At 63.6% G+C, this 15,137-nt stretch carries 14 protein-coding genes; 7 read left to right on the top strand and 7 right to left on the bottom strand.

Features of this window, described 5'->3' with window-relative positions:
* Positions 1-3: 3 nt before the first annotated feature.
* Entirely contained in the window at positions 4-477 is a 474-nt protein-coding gene (locus KM031_RS09715; RefSeq protein ID WP_215505838.1) for an Lrp/AsnC family transcriptional regulator, read from the bottom strand.
* A gap of 302 nt (positions 478-779) precedes the next feature.
* Here KM031_RS09715 and KM031_RS09710 point away from each other — a divergent pair, with 302 nt between their 5' ends.
* The 5 genes from KM031_RS09710 to KM031_RS09690 are packed head-to-tail and all read left to right on the top strand — an operon-like array spanning position 780 to position 4,705.
* Positions 780-1,037: a hypothetical protein gene (locus KM031_RS09710; protein ID WP_246567130.1), complete on the top strand. Its 258-nt coding sequence runs from the start codon at positions 780-782 to the stop codon at positions 1,035-1,037.
* Positions 1,034-2,236 carry a sulfate ABC transporter substrate-binding protein gene (locus tag KM031_RS09705; RefSeq protein ID WP_371878990.1) on the top strand — a complete coding sequence of 401 codons (1,203 nt, stop codon included), beginning with the start codon at positions 1,034-1,036 and terminating at the stop codon, positions 2,234-2,236. The genes KM031_RS09710 and KM031_RS09705 overlap by 4 nt, the downstream gene beginning before the upstream one ends.
* A 7-nt stretch (positions 2,237-2,243) precedes the next feature.
* Positions 2,244-3,080, top strand: coding sequence for a sulfate ABC transporter permease subunit CysT (gene cysT / locus KM031_RS09700; RefSeq protein WP_215505839.1), 837 nt, complete (start codon positions 2,244-2,246; stop codon positions 3,078-3,080).
* Positions 3,073-3,930, top strand: coding sequence for a sulfate ABC transporter permease subunit CysW (gene cysW / locus KM031_RS09695; RefSeq protein ID WP_215505840.1), 858 nt, complete (start codon positions 3,073-3,075; stop codon positions 3,928-3,930). The genes cysT and cysW overlap by 8 nt, the downstream gene beginning before the upstream one ends.
* A 55-nt stretch (positions 3,931-3,985) precedes the next feature.
* The gene (locus tag KM031_RS09690) at positions 3,986-4,705 is read left to right on the top strand and encodes a sulfate/molybdate ABC transporter ATP-binding protein (RefSeq protein ID WP_215505841.1); all 720 of its coding nucleotides are present in this window, start codon (positions 3,986-3,988) and stop codon (positions 4,703-4,705) included.
* Between the two features lie 51 nt (positions 4,706-4,756).
* On the opposite strand, the gene KM031_RS09685 is transcribed toward KM031_RS09690, so the two are convergent.
* The 6 genes from KM031_RS09685 to KM031_RS09660 all read right to left on the bottom strand — a co-directional run bounded on the left by KM031_RS09685 (position 4,757) and on the right by KM031_RS09660 (position 12,172).
* Positions 4,757-5,992: a saccharopine dehydrogenase family protein gene (locus KM031_RS09685; RefSeq protein WP_215505842.1), complete on the bottom strand. Its 1,236-nt coding sequence runs from the start codon at positions 5,990-5,992 to the stop codon at positions 4,757-4,759.
* Between the two features lie 51 nt (positions 5,993-6,043).
* On the bottom strand, positions 6,044-7,138 hold the full coding sequence (locus tag KM031_RS09680; RefSeq protein ID WP_215505843.1) for a carboxynorspermidine decarboxylase: 1,095 nt from the start codon (positions 7,136-7,138) through the stop codon (positions 6,044-6,046).
* Between the two features lie 121 nt (positions 7,139-7,259).
* Positions 7,260-8,465 (bottom strand): metallochaperone AztD, encoded by a 1,206-nt coding sequence (locus tag KM031_RS09675; protein WP_246567131.1) that lies wholly within the window; start codon positions 8,463-8,465, stop codon positions 7,260-7,262.
* A gap of 82 nt (positions 8,466-8,547) precedes the next feature.
* Positions 8,548-9,477: a methylisocitrate lyase gene (gene prpB, locus KM031_RS09670; protein ID WP_215505844.1), complete on the bottom strand. Its 930-nt coding sequence runs from the start codon at positions 9,475-9,477 to the stop codon at positions 8,548-8,550.
* A 3-nt stretch (positions 9,478-9,480) separates the two neighbouring features.
* Positions 9,481-10,650, bottom strand: a complete 1,170-nt coding sequence (gene prpC / locus KM031_RS09665; RefSeq protein ID WP_215505845.1) for a bifunctional 2-methylcitrate synthase/citrate synthase — start codon at positions 10,648-10,650, stop codon at positions 9,481-9,483.
* A gap of 10 nt (positions 10,651-10,660) precedes the next feature.
* The gene (locus tag KM031_RS09660) at positions 10,661-12,172 is read right to left on the bottom strand and encodes an MmgE/PrpD family protein (RefSeq protein ID WP_215505846.1); all 1,512 of its coding nucleotides are present in this window, start codon (positions 12,170-12,172) and stop codon (positions 10,661-10,663) included.
* A 151-nt stretch (positions 12,173-12,323) separates the two neighbouring features.
* Between KM031_RS09660 and KM031_RS09655 the strand changes: the two genes are divergently transcribed.
* Positions 12,324-13,712, top strand: a complete 1,389-nt coding sequence (locus KM031_RS09655; RefSeq protein WP_215505847.1) for a short-chain fatty acyl-CoA regulator family protein — start codon at positions 12,324-12,326, stop codon at positions 13,710-13,712.
* 176 nt (positions 13,713-13,888) lie between these two features.
* A complete protein-coding gene (locus tag KM031_RS09650; RefSeq protein ID WP_215505848.1) occupies positions 13,889-15,136 on the top strand; it encodes an SfnB family sulfur acquisition oxidoreductase in 1,248 nt (415 codons plus the stop codon).
* The last annotated feature ends 1 nt before the right edge of the window (position 15,137 follow it).

Genomic DNA, 15,137 nt, shown 5'->3' with positions numbered 1-15,137 from the left:
CAGTTATCGGTTGCGGGTATCCACCGGATAGGCCGTTGAATATTTCATCCGCTCCATCGCGAAATGGGAGGTCAGGTTGCGGATCGGCACCGCATCGGTCAGCCGTTTGTAGAGCGCGTCAAAAAATGTCATGTCCGGCACCGAGACCCGCAGCAGGTAATCCATTTCCCCCGCCATGCGATAGACTTCCATGATCTCGGGGAAGGAATCGGTCGCCTTCGCAAAGGTTTCGCGCCATTCGGCAGAATGGTCGGGTGCCTCGATTCCGATGAACACGGTCAGGCCGAAACCAAGCTTCCCCGGATCGGCCAGCGCCACCCGGCCTGTCAGCACACCGGCACTTTCCAGCTTCTGGATGCGCTTCCAGCACGGCGTTTGTGACAGCCCGACCTGATCGGCAATCTGCGCCACGGGTTGCGTTGCATCCCGCATGAGCGCCGCCACAATCTTGCGGTCGATCAGGTCCAGATCATCCATCCACAGCATCCTCTTCTGCCCGATTTGGGACATGGCGGATAGTTTGGCATGGATCTCTGAAATGTCTATGTCTTTCATCGTGATTTTTTTCACACCTGCTGCACAAAGCGAATCCAAACTCATGCCATTGATATTGATCAATAATTACTAGAACAGCCCCACTTTCCTTACCCGGAAAGAGAATTTCCTTCTCTTTTCACGACCAAAAAGGACGTGAATTTTCCTTTGAAATACACGACTACTTGTGTCGATATTAAAGCATCGGATGGCACAGGGCCACCGACAGGACAGAGGAGATGCAGATGACCGCAGCCATTGCTTTCGGTTCCCCCACCACGGGCCGAATCGGCGCCATGCCGATGCCGCCCCAAGGCCTGCCGCGTGTCTGTGCCGTCCGCCTGATCGACCGCCGCACCGGCGCCGTGCATCGGATCAACGGCACGCCGCTGACCATCCTCACGCGCAATCCCACCGAAGCCGCCGCCGAATTGCTGAATGGCCGCGACCCCAGCGTCTGGGAAGCCCGCGTCGATGCCCTTGGCCCGGAGGCCCGCAAATGACCGCACATACCATTTTCGGGCTTGCCCCGTTCCGCCCCATCCGTGCCGCCGCAGCGCTGCCGCAACCATCGAAAGAGACTTCCATGCTCACCACCATCACCCTCGGGGCTCATATCTCGGCGCAAGGCGTCAAGGTCGCTGAACATCTGGACGGCCGCGTCACCATCGAAACCGGTCGGGAACGGCTGACGGGCTGGCCGGTGCCACGGTTCTTCAAAAGCGCGCTCTCGGCACTCGCCCTTGCGCTGCTGACCATCGCCAGCCCGCAGGGGGCACGGGCCGAGGCGCTGCTGAACGTCAGCTATGACCCGACGCGCGAGCTGTACCGCGAATTCAACGAGGCCTTCACCGCCTATTGGGCCGCGCAGGGCAACGACGCCCCGGCCATCGAAACCTCGCATGGCGGCTCTGGCTCGCAGGCGCGGTCGGTGATCGACGGGCTGGAGGCGCAGGTCGTCACGCTGGCGCTGGCCTCTGACATCGACAAGATCGCCCAGGCGGGCAAACTGCCTGCCGACTGGCAGACCAAACTGCCGCACAACTCGTCGCCCTATACCTCGACCATCGTGTTTCTGGTGCGCGAAGGCAATCCGAAGGGCATCAAGGACTGGGGCGATCTGGTGGCGGATGGGGTAGAGGTGATCACGCCCAACCCGAAAACCAGCGGCGGCGCGCGCTGGAACTATCTGGCCGCCTGGGCCTGGGCCGAAAAGAACGGCAAGGATCCGCAGGCCTTTGTCGGTGAACTGTTCAAGCATGTGCCGGTGCTGGACAGCGGCGCGCGCGGCTCCACCACCACCTTTGCCCAGCGTGGCATCGGTGACGTGCTGCTCGCCTGGGAAAACGAGGCCTATCTGGCCCTGAAGGAACTGGGCGAGGGCGAGTTCGACATCGTTGTGCCCAGTGTGTCGGTGCTGGCCGAGCCGCCGGTGGCGCTGGTGGAAAGCAACATCAAGTCGGATGAGCAGCGCAAACTGGCCGATGCCTATCTGAACTACCTCTACAGCCCCGAAGGGCAGGCGCTGGCCTACAAGCACTTCTACCGTGCCTGGGATGCGTCCAAGGCCGCGCCCGAGGATGTGGCCCGCTTCCCGCAGCTTGAACTGGTCGACATCGCCCATTTCGGTGGCTGGGCCAAGGTGCAGCCCGAACATTTCGGCGACGGCGGCATCTTCGACCAGATCTATACGACGAAGTGAGGTTCAGATGGGCAGACCTTTGATCCACCGCTCTCCCATGCCCGGACTCGGGCTTTCCATGGGGATCACCCTCACGATGCTCTCCCTCGTCGTGCTTCTGCCCATCGGCGCCCTTCTTCTGAAGGGCGCCAGCTTTGGCATTGGCAATATCTGGGAGACGGTGAACCGCGAGCGCGTCTGGGCCGCGCTGTTCCTGTCGTTCCGCCTCTCGCTGCTGGCCGCGCTGTTCAATCTGGTGTTTGGCGTGCTGCTGGCCTGGGTGCTGGTGCGCTATCGTTTTCCGGGGCGGCGCATTCTGGATGCGGCGGTCGATCTGCCCTTCGCCCTGCCGACGGCGGTGGCAGGCATTGCCCTGACCGCGCTTTACGCCCCCAACGGCTTTTTCGGCGGGCTGGCGAAAGAGATCGGCTGGAAGATAGCCTATACGCAATGGGGCATCTTCATCGCGCTTATCTTCGTCGGCCTGCCCTTCGTCACACGCACCGTGCAGCCGGTGGTGGAGGAAATCGACCGCGAGGTCGAAGAGGCCTCGGCCACGCTGGGCGCAAGCCGCCTGCACACGCTGCGCCGGGTGATCCTGCCGATGCTGGCCCCGGCGGCCCTGACCGGCTTTGCGCTCGCCCTCGCGCGGGCAGTGGGCGAATATGGCAGTGTCATCTTCATCGCGGGTAATATCCCGCTGGTGACCGAGATCGCACCGCTGCTTATCGTGATCCAGTTGGAAGAATTCAACTATGACGCCGCCGCCGCCATCGGCATCGCCATGCTGCTGATCAGCTTTGCGATGCTGCTGGTCATCAACCTCATCCAGGTCTGGAGCCGTCGGAGGATCGGATATGTCTGATACAACCCAATTCCGCCCTGCCACCGAAGAAACACCGCTGGCCCGCCTTGCCCTGATCGGTGTGACGGTGCTGGGTGTCGTGGTGCTGGTCTTTGCGCCGCTGCTGGTGGTCTTTGCCGAAGCCACGGCCAAGGGGGTGGGGGCTGCGGTTGCCAGCCTTGGCAACCGTGATGCGCTGTCAGCCATCAAGCTGACGCTGCTGATCGCCGCAATTTCGGTGCCGCTGAATGCGGCCTTCGGCATCGCCGCCGCCTGGTTCATCACCAAATTCGATTTTCGCGGCAAGGCCTTCCTGATCACATTGATCGACCTGCCGTTTTCGGTCAGCCCGGTGGTGGCGGGCCTGTGCATCGTGCTGATGTTCGGGGCCAATTCGCTTGCCGGTGGCTGGCTGGTGGCGCAGGGCTTTCCCATTGTCTTTGCCCTGCCCGGCATCGCGCTGGCCACGATGTTCGTGACCTTCCCCTTTGTGGCGCGCGAGTTGATCCCGGTGATGGTCGAACAGGGCCGCGCCGAGGAAGAGGCGGCGCTGACGCTGGGGGCCTCAGGCCTGCGCACCTTCTGGACGGTCACCCTGCCCAATATCCGCTGGGCGCTGCTCTATGGCGTGCTGCTCTGCAATGCGCGGGCCATGGGCGAGTTTGGGGCGGTTGCGGTGGTCTCGGGCAAGATCAGGGGCCAGACCGCCACCATGCCGATCACCATCGAGATGCTGTATAACGAATATCTTTCGGTTGCCGCCTTTTCGATGTCGGCCCTGCTGACCGCGCTGGCCCTGCTGACCCTGCTGCTGAAAACCGCGCTGGAAATCCGCCACGCCGACGCGCTGGCCGCCACGCATCGCCATTAAGATCCTCAGTTCACCCGGCGGGGCTGCCCTGCCCGCACTCCGAAAGGACCGCGACATGCATATCGAGATCGACGAAATCTCCAAACTCTTCGGGGCCACCGCCGCCCTGCAACCTGTCTCGCTCGCGATTCCGTCGGGGGCGCTGGTGGCGTTGCTCGGGCCGTCCGGCTCGGGCAAGACCACGCTGCTGCGTATTCTGGGCGGGCTGGAATTTCCCACTTCGGGCCGGGTGCTGTTTGACGGCGAGGATGCGACCAACCTGACCGTGCAGGAGCGCAGGGCCGGGTTCGTGTTCCAAAGCTACGCCCTGTTCCGCCATATGACGGTGTTTGAAAACATCGCCTATGGCCTGAACGCCCGCCCCCGCGGCGCACGCCCGGCCAAGGCCGAGGTCGCGCGGCGGGTGACAAAGCTGCTGGAGCTGATCCAGTTGCCGCAGATCGGCGCGCGCTTTCCCAGCCAGTTGTCGGGCGGGCAGCGGCAGCGCGTGGCGCTGGCCCGTGCCTTGGCCATCGAACCGCGGATGCTGCTGCTGGATGAACCCTTCGGCGCTCTGGATGCCAAGGTACGCAAGGAACTGCGGCAGGGCCTGCGTGACATTCACGATGAAACCGGCCTGACCACGGTGTTTGTCACCCATGATCAGGACGAGGCGATGGAATTGGCCGATCTGGTTGTGGTGATGTCAATGGGACGCATCGAACAGATCGGCAAGCCGCAGGACATCCGTGCCCGCCCGGCCAGCCAGTTCGTGCGGGATTTCATCACCGCCTGACACCAGAAAGGGCGGCCCGAGGGCCGCCCTTTTACAATGTGAACGATTGTTTCAGAACGAAAGCGCCCGGTCGCCCGCCGCATCCTTGATCCGGCTGGGCAGGCCCATGCCGTTCAACAGATTGATGAACGGTTTCGGGTCCAGATCCTCGACATTGACCATCGTGCCGACATCCCAGACACCCTCGGCGATCAGAAGCGCTGCCGCCACCGGCGGCACACCTGCGGTATAGCTGATGCCCTGCGCGCCGACTTCCTCATAGGCCTCTTTGTGGTCGGCCACGTTGTAGATCAGCACCTCGACCGGCTGGCCATCCTTCACGCCTTTCACCACATCGCCGATGCAGGTCTTGCCAGTGTAATTGGGCGCAAGGCTGGCCGGATCGGGCAACACGGCCTTGACCACCTTCAGCGGCACAACCTCCAGCCCCTCGGCGGTTTTCACCGGCTTTTCGGACAAAAGACCGAGGTTTTTCAGCACGGTGAACACATTGATATAGTGGTCACCAAAGCCCATCCAGAAGCGCACATCGGCGTCCTTGTAGCGGTTGGACAGCGAATGCACCTCGTCATGGCCGGTCAGATAGGCCTTCTGATCGCCCACCACCGGCAGGTTCCACACCTTGCCCACTTCGAACATGGTGTTTTCCTGCCATGCCCCCTGCTGCCACGAATAGACCGTGCCGGTGAATTCGCGGAAGTTGATTTCGGGGTCGAAATTGGTGGCAAACCATTTGCCATGCGAACCGGCATTGATGTCCACGATGTCGATCGAGGTGATCTTGTCCATCATGCCTTCGGCCACACGCGCCCAGGCATTCACCACGCCGGGGTCAAAGCCGATGCCCAGAATGGCCGTCACACCCGCCGCCTTGCAGCGGTCGCGGCGTTGCCATTCGTAATTGCCATACCATGGCGGGGTTTCGCAGATCTTCTTCGGGTCTTCGTGGATCGCGGTATCCATATAGGCGGCGCCGGTGTCGATGCAGGCCTCCAGAACCGTCATGTTGACGAAGGACGACCCCACATTGATCACGATCTGCGCGCCGGTTTCGCGGATCAGTGCCGCGACCGCCGCCGTATCCATCGCGTCGACCGCATGGGCGGCAAAGACGCCGGGCACCTTCATCGCGGCCTTGTCATGCACACTGGCGATGATCGCCTCGCATTTCGCCCGCGTTCGGCTGGCAATATGCAGATCACCCAGACGATCATTGTTCTGCGCACATTTATGCGCCACCACTTGTGCCACGCCGCCAGCACCGATGATCAAAACGTTCCGTTTCACTTCGAACCGTCTCCTTTAAGGACAGAGGGAAGGGCCTCACTCAACGCCGGGTCATCCGAGGCTGGAGGCATAGTCGGCATAGCCGAATTCACGCGCGACGGTTTCAGAACCATCCAGTTCGCGGATCACGATGCCTGGCATCTTCACCCCGTTGAACCAGTTCTTCTTGACCATCGTATAGCCAGCGGCATCGGCAATGCTCAGCCGGTCACCCACGCTCAGCGGCGCGGGGAAGCTGAATTCGCCGAACACATCGCCTGCAAGGCAGGATTTGCCGCAAATCATGTAAGGATGATCGCCCGAGACATCCATCCGGGCGGAAATGCGATAGATCAGCAGGTCGAGCATATGCGCCTCGACAGAGCTGTCCACAATCGCCAGATCCTTGCCGTTGTTCAGGATATCCAGCACCGTCACCTCAAGGCTGGCCGATCCGGTGATCGCCGCCTCGCCGGGTTCCAGATAGACCTGCACGCCGAAGCGCTGCGAAAACGCCTTCAGCCGCGCCGCCAGACGGTCGACCGGATAGCCTTCGCCGGTGAAGTGGATGCCGCCGCCGAGGCTGACCCATTTCAGCCGGTGCAGCAGCGCGCCGAACTCATCCTCGATCCGGGTCAATTGCCGGTCGAACAGATCGAAATCGGCATTCTCGCAATTGTAATGGATCATGAAACCGCTGATCCGGTCCATCACCGCTTCGATCTTGCCCGCATCCCATTCGCCCAGACGGCTGAACGGGCGGGCCGGGTCGGCCAGATCAAAGCCGCTGGTGGAAAAGCGCGGGTTCAGCCGCAGACCGCGCTCGATCTGTGCCGACTGATTGTCGAACCGCTCCAGCTGACCGATGGAATTGAAAATGATCTTGTCGGCATAACCGACCGCCTCGGCAATCTCGTGATCGGACCAGGCGACCGAATAGGCATGGGTTTCCTTGCCGAATTTCTCGCGCCCCAGCCGCAGCTCATAGAGGCTGCTGGAGGTGGTGCCGTCCATATGGTTCCGCATCTGGTCAAACACCGGCCAGGTCGCAAAACATTTCAATGCCAGCAAGGCTTTGGCACCGGAGCCTGCGCGCAGCCGGTCGATGATCGCCATGTTGCGCGAAAGCTTCGCCCGGTCGATCAGGTAGTATGGTGTCTGGATCATCACGATTCCCCCCCGGGGCCAAAGGGACAAGAGCGGCCTCACATAGGGCGTATGATCTTTAGGTGCAAGGGATGTGACAGCGGGGGGCGTCAGGCAGTGCGGCCTGACGCCCCCCGCGCGGTCAATGGTTCAGGCCGCTGCCGCCCACCACGGTCAGCGTATAGGGCTGCCCGCCCAGCGCGACGGTCGACAGTTCTTGCAACGTCTCGGCCGAGATCACCCGCAACAGGCCCGCGCGCGGATCACTCATCACGATGCGGTCGCCTGCCATGGCCAGACGCGGGCGCGGGTCGTTCCAGTCGCCATCCATCGAATAGGCTTCGGTCACCCGCGCGCTTGCCACGATTTCGGCCTTTAGCAGGTCAACCCGGTGCAGGCTGCCATCTTCGGTCAGCACATAGCCATGGGCGGGCTGCGCCGGGTCCAGCGCAAAATCGACGCGGCGGAACGGCAGCGCGATGCGGCGCATATGCGGGGCCTCCACCGGATCAATCACCACCAGCCCATCCGGTCCGTGATTGCCCAGAAACACCTGCATGGCGGTGGAACCGAGCAGGGTGCCGGTTGTCGCCTCAGGGAACTCTGCCGGATAGGGCAGCATCCGGTAGGTGGGTTCTGCGCCACTGCCGGTCACGGTCAGCACCCCCTCCTTGCAGCCCGCCGCCAGATAGGCCCCCGAAAACGCCTCGCCATGGATCGCAGTGCAGGGTGCCAGATCGCCTGCGGCGCTGCCATCTGCGGCAAAGGCTTGCAGCCCGAGCCGTGTCGAGGCGGCATCACCCTCAACCGGCGCGTCGGATGCAACAGTGCTGAGGATGGTGCCGCCGAAGGGCGTGACAAAGCCATGATGCGCCCGGCTCTGCCGGAATTCGACCGGCGCAATCTGGCCCGCAGCCAGCGCATCCTCCTTGAGCATCAGCGCGTAACCGCCCTTGTCGAAATTGATGACGGAGTGCCCGTCATGGCTGACAACGTGGAACGGGCGCGGCCCGGTCAGCGGCGCGCCGATCAGGGCCGGATCTGCCACCGCAATATCCGCATGATCGCCATGGTCCTGCACCGTCACCCCGGTCGACAGGAAATGCACATGATCGTCGTTCGATTGCACCGCTGCCACCACGCGGCCCCCGGCAAGCGCATAGGGTTTGGCCTGCCCCGCCACATCGAAGGTCCAGCGCGTGTCGGGGGCTGACAGATCCAGCACCGTCAGGCGCGGGGCGGCGTGATCGGCGACGATCACGCGGTAGACGGTCTGTGCCTCATCGGCCCAGGCGGCCCCTGCCAGAAGGATCGACAGCGCCGTTGCGCCGGGAAGGATATGCTGCATGATAGGGTCCACTATTGATATAATATAACATATCTCTAAAGCGCGGCAGCACCGAGGTCAAGCGCAGGGCCGCCCCTCTCGCTCAGGCCACAGACGTGCCGCGCTCCCAGTCCGGCACCACCGATTGCGCGATGGACTGATCCAGCGCCTCAAAGGCGGACAGCCCGATCAGGTCATACAATTCGGCGCGGGTCTGCATCTCGGGGATCATTGCCTGCGTCGCGCCATCCCGGCGCAGCGCCGCGTAAAGCCTTTCCTGCGCCTTGTTCGCCACCCGCAAGGATGACACCGGCCAGATCACCATGTCATAGCCCAGCTCTTCAAACTGCTGCGCGGTCAGCATCGGAGTGCGGCCAAATTCGGTCATGTTCGCCAGAAGCTTCACACCGGGCAGCCGCGCCCGCACCTCGCGGAACATCTCGACAGAGCTCAGCGCCTCGGGGAAAATCGCATCCGCCCCGGCCTCGACATAGAGTTGCGCGCGGGCAACCGCGCCGTCGATGCCTTCGCTGGCCGCCGCATCGGTGCGGGCAATCACCACCAGATGCCGCGTGGCGCGCGCCGCTGCCGCCACCTTGGTCGCCATATCCTGCGGCGCAGCCAGCTTCTTGTCATTCAGATGGCCGCATTTCTTGGGCAGAAGCTGATCTTCCAGATGCACGGCCCCGGCCCCCGCATCTTCGAATGTCCTGACCATATGCATGACATTCAGCGCCTCGCCATAGCCGGTATCCCCGTCGACCAGCAGCGGCAGGCCGGTTGCGCGGGTGATCTGGCGGATGAAGAACGCAACCTCATCCACCGTGATGATGCCCAGATCGGGCAGCCCCATCGAGGCCGTCATCGCCGCGCCGGACAGATACAGCGCATCGAACCCCGCCGCCTTGGCCTGCAAGGCAGCCATGCCATTCTGTGCGCCGGGCAGGTGCAGGATGCCGGGCCGGGCCAGAGCGGCACGGAACCGGGCCCCTGCCGGGGTATCGGGCAGGGCGTCAGACTTAAGATAGGGCATGGGTCACTCCACCGGGGCATTGAGCAGCCCGCCGCGCTGGTCAAGCGGCAGGAAACAGCGGTTGTCAGGGCCGATGTAATGGGCCGACGGTCGGATGATCTTGTTATCCTGCCGCTGTTCGATCACATGCGCGCCCCAGCCTGCGCTGCGCGCGATCACGAAGATCGGCGTGAACATGGCGGTGGGCACGCCCAGCAGATGATACGAGACGGCAGAATACCAATCGAGATTGGGGAACATGCCCTTGGCATCGGCCATCACCGCCTCGATCCGCTCGGCAATGTCGAACATCTTCTGCGATCCGGCCCGCACCGACAGGTGCCGCGCCACCCGCTTGATCACCACATTGCGCGGATCCGACAGCGTGTAGACGGGATGGCCAAAGCCGATGATCACCTCTTTGGCGGCGACCCGGGCGCGAATATCCGCCTCAGCCTCATCCGGGCTGGCATAACGCTTCTGGATTTCAAACGCCGCCTCGTTCGCGCCGCCGTGCTTTGGCCCGCGCAGCGCGCCGATGGCCCCCGCGATGCAGGAATACATATCCGATCCCGTGCCCGCGATGGTGCGCGCCGTGAAGGTGGAGGCGTTGAACTCGTGCTCGGCATAGAGGTTCAGCGTGATGTGCAGGGCGCGCAACTGATCCGCCGTCGCGGGCTTGCCATGCAGCAGGTGCAGGAAATGCCCGGCGATGGTGTCATCCGCGGTTTCCACCTCGATCCGGCGGCCATGCTGGGCAAAATGATACCAGTAAAGCAGCATTGACCCCTGCGCCGCGATCAACCTGTCGACAATATCACGGGCGGCAGGCGTATTGTGATCCGACGCTTCGGGCAGCACACAGCCCAGCGACGACACACCCGACCGCAGCACATCCATGGGATGCGCCGCAGCCGGGATCGCCTCCAGCGTCTGCCGCACGGCCAGGGGAAGACCGCGCAGCGCCTGAAGTTTGATCTTGTAGGCCGCAAGCTCGGCGCTGGTGGGTAAACTGCCATGAAGCAGCAGATGCGCCACCTCTTCAAAGGCGCAGGCCTCGGCAATGTCGAGGATGTCAAACCCCCGGTAATGCAGATCATTGCCGGTCTGGCCCACGCTGCACAGCGCGGTATTGCCCGCCACCACCCCTGACAGCGCCACCGATTTCTTCGGTTTCACCATGGAACCGCTCATCCCGCTCTCCTCATGTCCAGTCAAAGATGCCGTGCGGGCGGTGGCTGCCCAACCGGCCCGGATCGACGGTGAAATTGAGAATGCCCAGCCCATCCGCAGGCAGATCGGCCAGATTTTCTGCCGCATCCAGAAAACGCTGCTGTTCGCCCGGCGCGATGATGCCGTCCGACAGGGTCAGGAACTTGCGGATGTAATTCCCGCGCCGGAACGGCCGCGCGCCCGCCGGATGGGCATCTGCCAGCGCCAGTTCGTCGGTGAGGATGCGCCCGTCCTTCAGCGTGACAACCACCCGCCCGCCAAAGGCCTTTTCCTTGGGATCCTGCGCGTGATAGCGGCGCGTCCACTCCGGGTCTTCCACGGTCGAGATCTTGTGCCACAGGGCCACGGTTTCGGGCCGCGCCGAACGCTCGGGCGTATAGGAAGTTTCGTGGTGCCAGCCCCGATCCTCCAGCGCCACCGCAAAGATATACATGATCGAATGGTCCAGCGTCTCGCGGCTGGCATTCGGGTCCATCTTCTGCGGATCATTGGCCCCGGTGCCGATGACGTGATGGGTGTGGTGGCTGGTATGGATGACGATGCTGTCGATCCCCGCAGGATCCCCGATCTCCGGCCCCATCCTGCGGGCAAGGTCGATCAGCGCCTGTGATTGGTATTCCGCCGAATGTTCCTTGGTATAGGTATCCAGGATCGCCCGCTTCGCCTCACCCTCACTCGGCAGCGGCACCTGATAGCGCGCATCCGGGCCGCCCAGCAGCCAGGCGATGAACCCGTCCTCGCCCTCCCATGCCGGGCTGGGGGCACCTTCGCCGCGCATCACCCGATCCACCGCCTCGATCGCCATCTTGCCCGCAAAGGCCGGGGCAAAGGCTTTCCAGCTTGAAATCTCGCCCTTGCGCGACTGGCGGGTGGTGGTGGTGACGTGCAGCGCCTGTTGCACCGCCTGATAGATCGTATCGACAGGCAGGTTCAGCAGCGTGCCAAGCCCGGCAGCGGCAGAAGGCCCCAGATGCGCGATATGGTCGATCTTGTGCGCATGCAGGCAGATGCCCCGCACCAGATTGACCTGAATCTCATATCCTGTCGCAATTCCCCGGATCAGATCCGCTCCGGATTTGCCGGTATGCTGCGCCACCGCCAGAACCGGCGGGATATTGTCGCCGGGGTGCGAGTAATCAGCGGCCAGAAACGTATCGTGGAAATCCAGCTCGCGCACCGCCGTGCCATTGGCCCAGGCCGCCCATTCCGGGCTGACCCGCGTGCCATGCGGCATGCCGAACAGTGTGGCACCTTTCTTGAACGGATGGCACAGCGACTGCGCGCGGGCCGAGGCAACCGGGCGGCGCGCCACGGCGGCGGCGGCCACCGCCGCGTTGTCGATGATCCGGTTGATGATCATCTCGGTCACCGCAGGCTCCACCGTGACCGGATCAGCCGCCACCTCTGCGATTTTCCAGGCCAGCTGCGCCGCGCGCGGCAGATGTTCCGCGGATTTATGGCTCCGCAGGTCATGGGTGATCATTTGGAATGTCCTTCGCTGTCTTGGGCCGACGCTGCATCTTTGGCTTCAGTCGATTTGCAAAATCAGCTATCCGTGAATCCAACACCCGTTAAAGTCCTGAAAAAGCGTGATATTGCGAAGGATTGCGCTGTGATTTGCGAAGGTTGCGAAGATGAGCAAGGTCTATATGGGCGTCCGCCTGCGGCGTCTGCGCGAAGAGCGGGGGCTGACGCAGGCCGCCTTGGCCCGCACGCTGGAAATCAGCCCCAGCTATCTGAACCAGATCGAACAGAACCAGCGCCCGCTGACGGTCCCGGTGCTGCTCAAACTGAATGCGGTGTTCGAACTGGATGTGCAGATCTTTGCCGACAGTGAAGGCGCGCGCATCATCACCGATCTGCGCGCCGCCCTTGCCGATCAGGGGCTGGTGCCCTCGCTGGCCGAGGTGCGCGAACTGGCCACCAACATGCCCGAGATCGCGCGCACCATCATCACCATGCAATCCGCGCTCAGGGAAACCGCCGAACGCGCGGATCTTCTGGCCGGGCGGCTGTCTGAACCGGGGCAGCGGGCCGCGCCGACAGCGTTCGAGGCGGTCCGCGACTGGTTTTACAATCGACGCAACCATGTGCCCGAACTGGATGCGGCGGCCGAGGCGATTGGCGGCGCCTTGCCCGCAGGCGCGATGCTGGCCGGCCTGATCGACCGGCTGGCGGGGCGGCATGGCATCCGCGTCACCCATGCGCCCGATGAAACCCGGCTGCGCAGCTTTGACCGCGCCGCCCGTATCCTGCGCCTTGCGGGCCATCTGGATGCGGGCCAGCAAGCGTTTCAGATCGCCACGCAACTGGCCTTCATTGAGCAGGAGGACATGATCGCGCGCCTGTCAGACGATCCCGCCATCGGCCCCGACGGGCGGGCCTTGCTGCGGATCGGGCTGGCGAATTACTTCGCAGGCGCGCTGATCCTGCCTTACCGCGCCTTTCTGGAAACCGCCGAATCCACCGCCTATGACATCGACCTGATCGCCCGCCGCTTTGCCGTGGGGTTCGAGACGATCTGCCACCGCCTGTCCACTCTGCAACGGCCCGACGCGCGCGGGGTGCCGTTCTTTTTCGTCCGGGTGGACCGGGCGGGCAATATCTCCAAACGGCAATCCGCGACCGATTTCCACTTTTCGCGCATCGGCGGCACCTGCCCGCTGTGGAATGTCTACGAGGCTTTCGCCCGCCCCGGCGAAATTCTGCGTCAGGTCGCACAGATGCCGGACGGGCGCAGCTATCTGTGGATCGCGCGTATGGTGCGCCACCGGCGCGGCGGCTTTGGCGCCCCTGACAAGACCTTTGCCATCGCCCTTGGCTGCGATCTCGCCCATGCGGAAAAGCTGGTCTATGCGCGCGGGATCGACCTGAAGAACCCCGCGATTGCCGCCCGCATCGGCCCCGGCTGCAAGATCTGCGAACGCCCCGCCTGCCCGCAGCGCGCCTTCCCGACCGTGGGCCGCCCTCTGGCGGTCAATCCGGGCGAGGCGCGCTTTGCCCCCTATTCCGGGGCCGAGTGACGCAGCCCGTGATACCGTTGGGCAGGGGGTGGCGGATAAGAAATCCCTCGCCAGCGCCGCCCTTGGGGAAAGATTGATCTCTTTCCGCCTCCGGCTTTGGAATCGCCTCGGGGGCCGGGGCTGCGCATAATCACGACAAGATAAATCGTTATTGAAAATCTTGTCAGGACAATGCCATGACGATCCAGATCACGCCCTCTTCTGGCGCGGAAGTGGGCCTGCGCCCGTTGCCGCCGTTCCGCCCGCCTGTCCTGCGCGATGCCGTCGCCGCACGTGCCGCCGCACAGGCCTTTGCCGACCATATCGCGCCACTGGCCGCTGACCGCGACCGGGGCCGCATCCTGCCCTGGCGCGAGATGGAGGCTTATACCGCCTCGGGCCTCGGCTCGATCCTGATCCCGAAAGAGCATGGCGGGCCGGGGCTGGATCACGTGACGCTGGTCGAGGTGTTCGAGATCATCTGCGCCGCCGACAGTTCGGTGGGCCAGATCCCGCAGAACCATTTCGGCGTGCTGCAACTGCTGCGCGAGGCCGGAAGCGACAGCCAGAAGCGCCGCTTCTTTGCCGATGTGCTGGCAGGCCACCGGATCGGCAATGCCGGCCCGGAAAAGAACCGCAATCTGGTCACGCACAACACCACCCGGTTACGCCGCACCGATCAGGGTCTGCGCCTGTCCGGGCATCGTTTCTATTCCACCGGCGCACTGTTCGCGCATTGGATCCCGACCCGCGCCAATGACGAAGAGGGCAGGCCGGTGCAGGTCTGGGTGCCACATGATGCGCCGGGGGTGCGGGTGGTCGACGACTGGTCCTCCTTCGGGCAACGCACCACCGCCTCGGGCTCGGTGATCTTCGAGGATGTGCGCATTGACAGCGAAGAACAGATCATCCCGGTCTGGCAACGGGCCGATGTGCCGGGGCTGGCCGGGCCGGTCTCGCAGCTTGTTCAGGCTGCCATCGACAGCGGGATCGCGCTGGGGGCGCTGGCGGAAACGCTGGCCTTCCTGCGCGACAAATCGCGCCCCTGGGTGGATAGCGGCGTCAGCCGCGCGGTGGACGATCCCTATATCATCGCCGAAGTGGGGCGCTTACAGATCGACATCCATGCCGCGCAGGCGGTGCTGCGCCGCGCCGCCCGGCTGATCGACAGCATCGCCGCCGCGCCAGTGACGGCCGAAGCCTCGGCCCGCGCATCGGTGGCGGTGGCCGAAGCCAAGATCCTGACCAGCGAAGTGGCGCTGGAAACCTCGGAAAAGCTGTTCGAGCTGGCAGGCAGCGCCACCACCCGTGCTGGCCCCAATCTGGGCCGCTACTGGCGCAATGCGCGGGTGCATACGCTGCACGATCCGCTGCGCTGGAAATTCCACCTGCTGGGCAATTGGCACCTGAACGGTGCCCTGCCCGCCCGCCATCAATGGAACTGAC

The organism is Gemmobacter fulvus (genome assembly GCF_018798885.1).
GTDB classification, from domain to species: domain Bacteria; phylum Pseudomonadota; class Alphaproteobacteria; order Rhodobacterales; family Rhodobacteraceae; genus Gemmobacter; species Gemmobacter fulvus.
Note: the sequence above shows the minus strand (reverse complement) of the source record. Positions and strands in the feature narration are given on the sequence as shown.

What these genes read in the sequence shown, in the direction of transcription:
- KM031_RS09660 (WP_215505846.1), bottom strand. Translation starts at nt 12,172, where the DNA reads ATGATCACCCATGACCTGCGGAGCCATAAATCCGCGGAACATCTGCCG.
- prpB (WP_215505844.1), bottom strand. Translation starts at nt 9,477, where the DNA reads ATGCCCTATCTTAAGTCTGACGCCCTGCCCGATACCCCGGCAGGGGCC.
- KM031_RS09715 (WP_215505838.1), bottom strand. Translation starts at nt 477, where the DNA reads ATGGATGATCTGGACCTGATCGACCGCAAGATTGTGGCGGCGCTCATG.
- KM031_RS09650 (WP_215505848.1), top strand. Translation starts at nt 13,889, where the DNA reads ATGACGATCCAGATCACGCCCTCTTCTGGCGCGGAAGTGGGCCTGCGC.
- cysW (WP_215505840.1), top strand. Translation starts at nt 3,073, where the DNA reads ATGTCTGATACAACCCAATTCCGCCCTGCCACCGAAGAAACACCGCTG.
- cysT (WP_215505839.1), top strand. Translation starts at nt 2,244, where the DNA reads ATGGGCAGACCTTTGATCCACCGCTCTCCCATGCCCGGACTCGGGCTT.
- KM031_RS09675 (WP_246567131.1), bottom strand. Translation starts at nt 8,465, where the DNA reads ATGCAGCATATCCTTCCCGGCGCAACGGCGCTGTCGATCCTTCTGGCA.
- KM031_RS09680 (WP_215505843.1), bottom strand. Translation starts at nt 7,138, where the DNA reads ATGATCCAGACACCATACTACCTGATCGACCGGGCGAAGCTTTCGCGC.
- KM031_RS09710 (WP_246567130.1), top strand. Translation starts at nt 780, where the DNA reads ATGACCGCAGCCATTGCTTTCGGTTCCCCCACCACGGGCCGAATCGGC.
- KM031_RS09705 (WP_371878990.1), top strand. Translation starts at nt 1,034, where the DNA reads ATGACCGCACATACCATTTTCGGGCTTGCCCCGTTCCGCCCCATCCGT.
- KM031_RS09655 (WP_215505847.1), top strand. Translation starts at nt 12,324, where the DNA reads ATGAGCAAGGTCTATATGGGCGTCCGCCTGCGGCGTCTGCGCGAAGAG.
- KM031_RS09690 (WP_215505841.1), top strand. Translation starts at nt 3,986, where the DNA reads ATGCATATCGAGATCGACGAAATCTCCAAACTCTTCGGGGCCACCGCC.
- prpC (WP_215505845.1), bottom strand. Translation starts at nt 10,650, where the DNA reads ATGAGCGGTTCCATGGTGAAACCGAAGAAATCGGTGGCGCTGTCAGGG.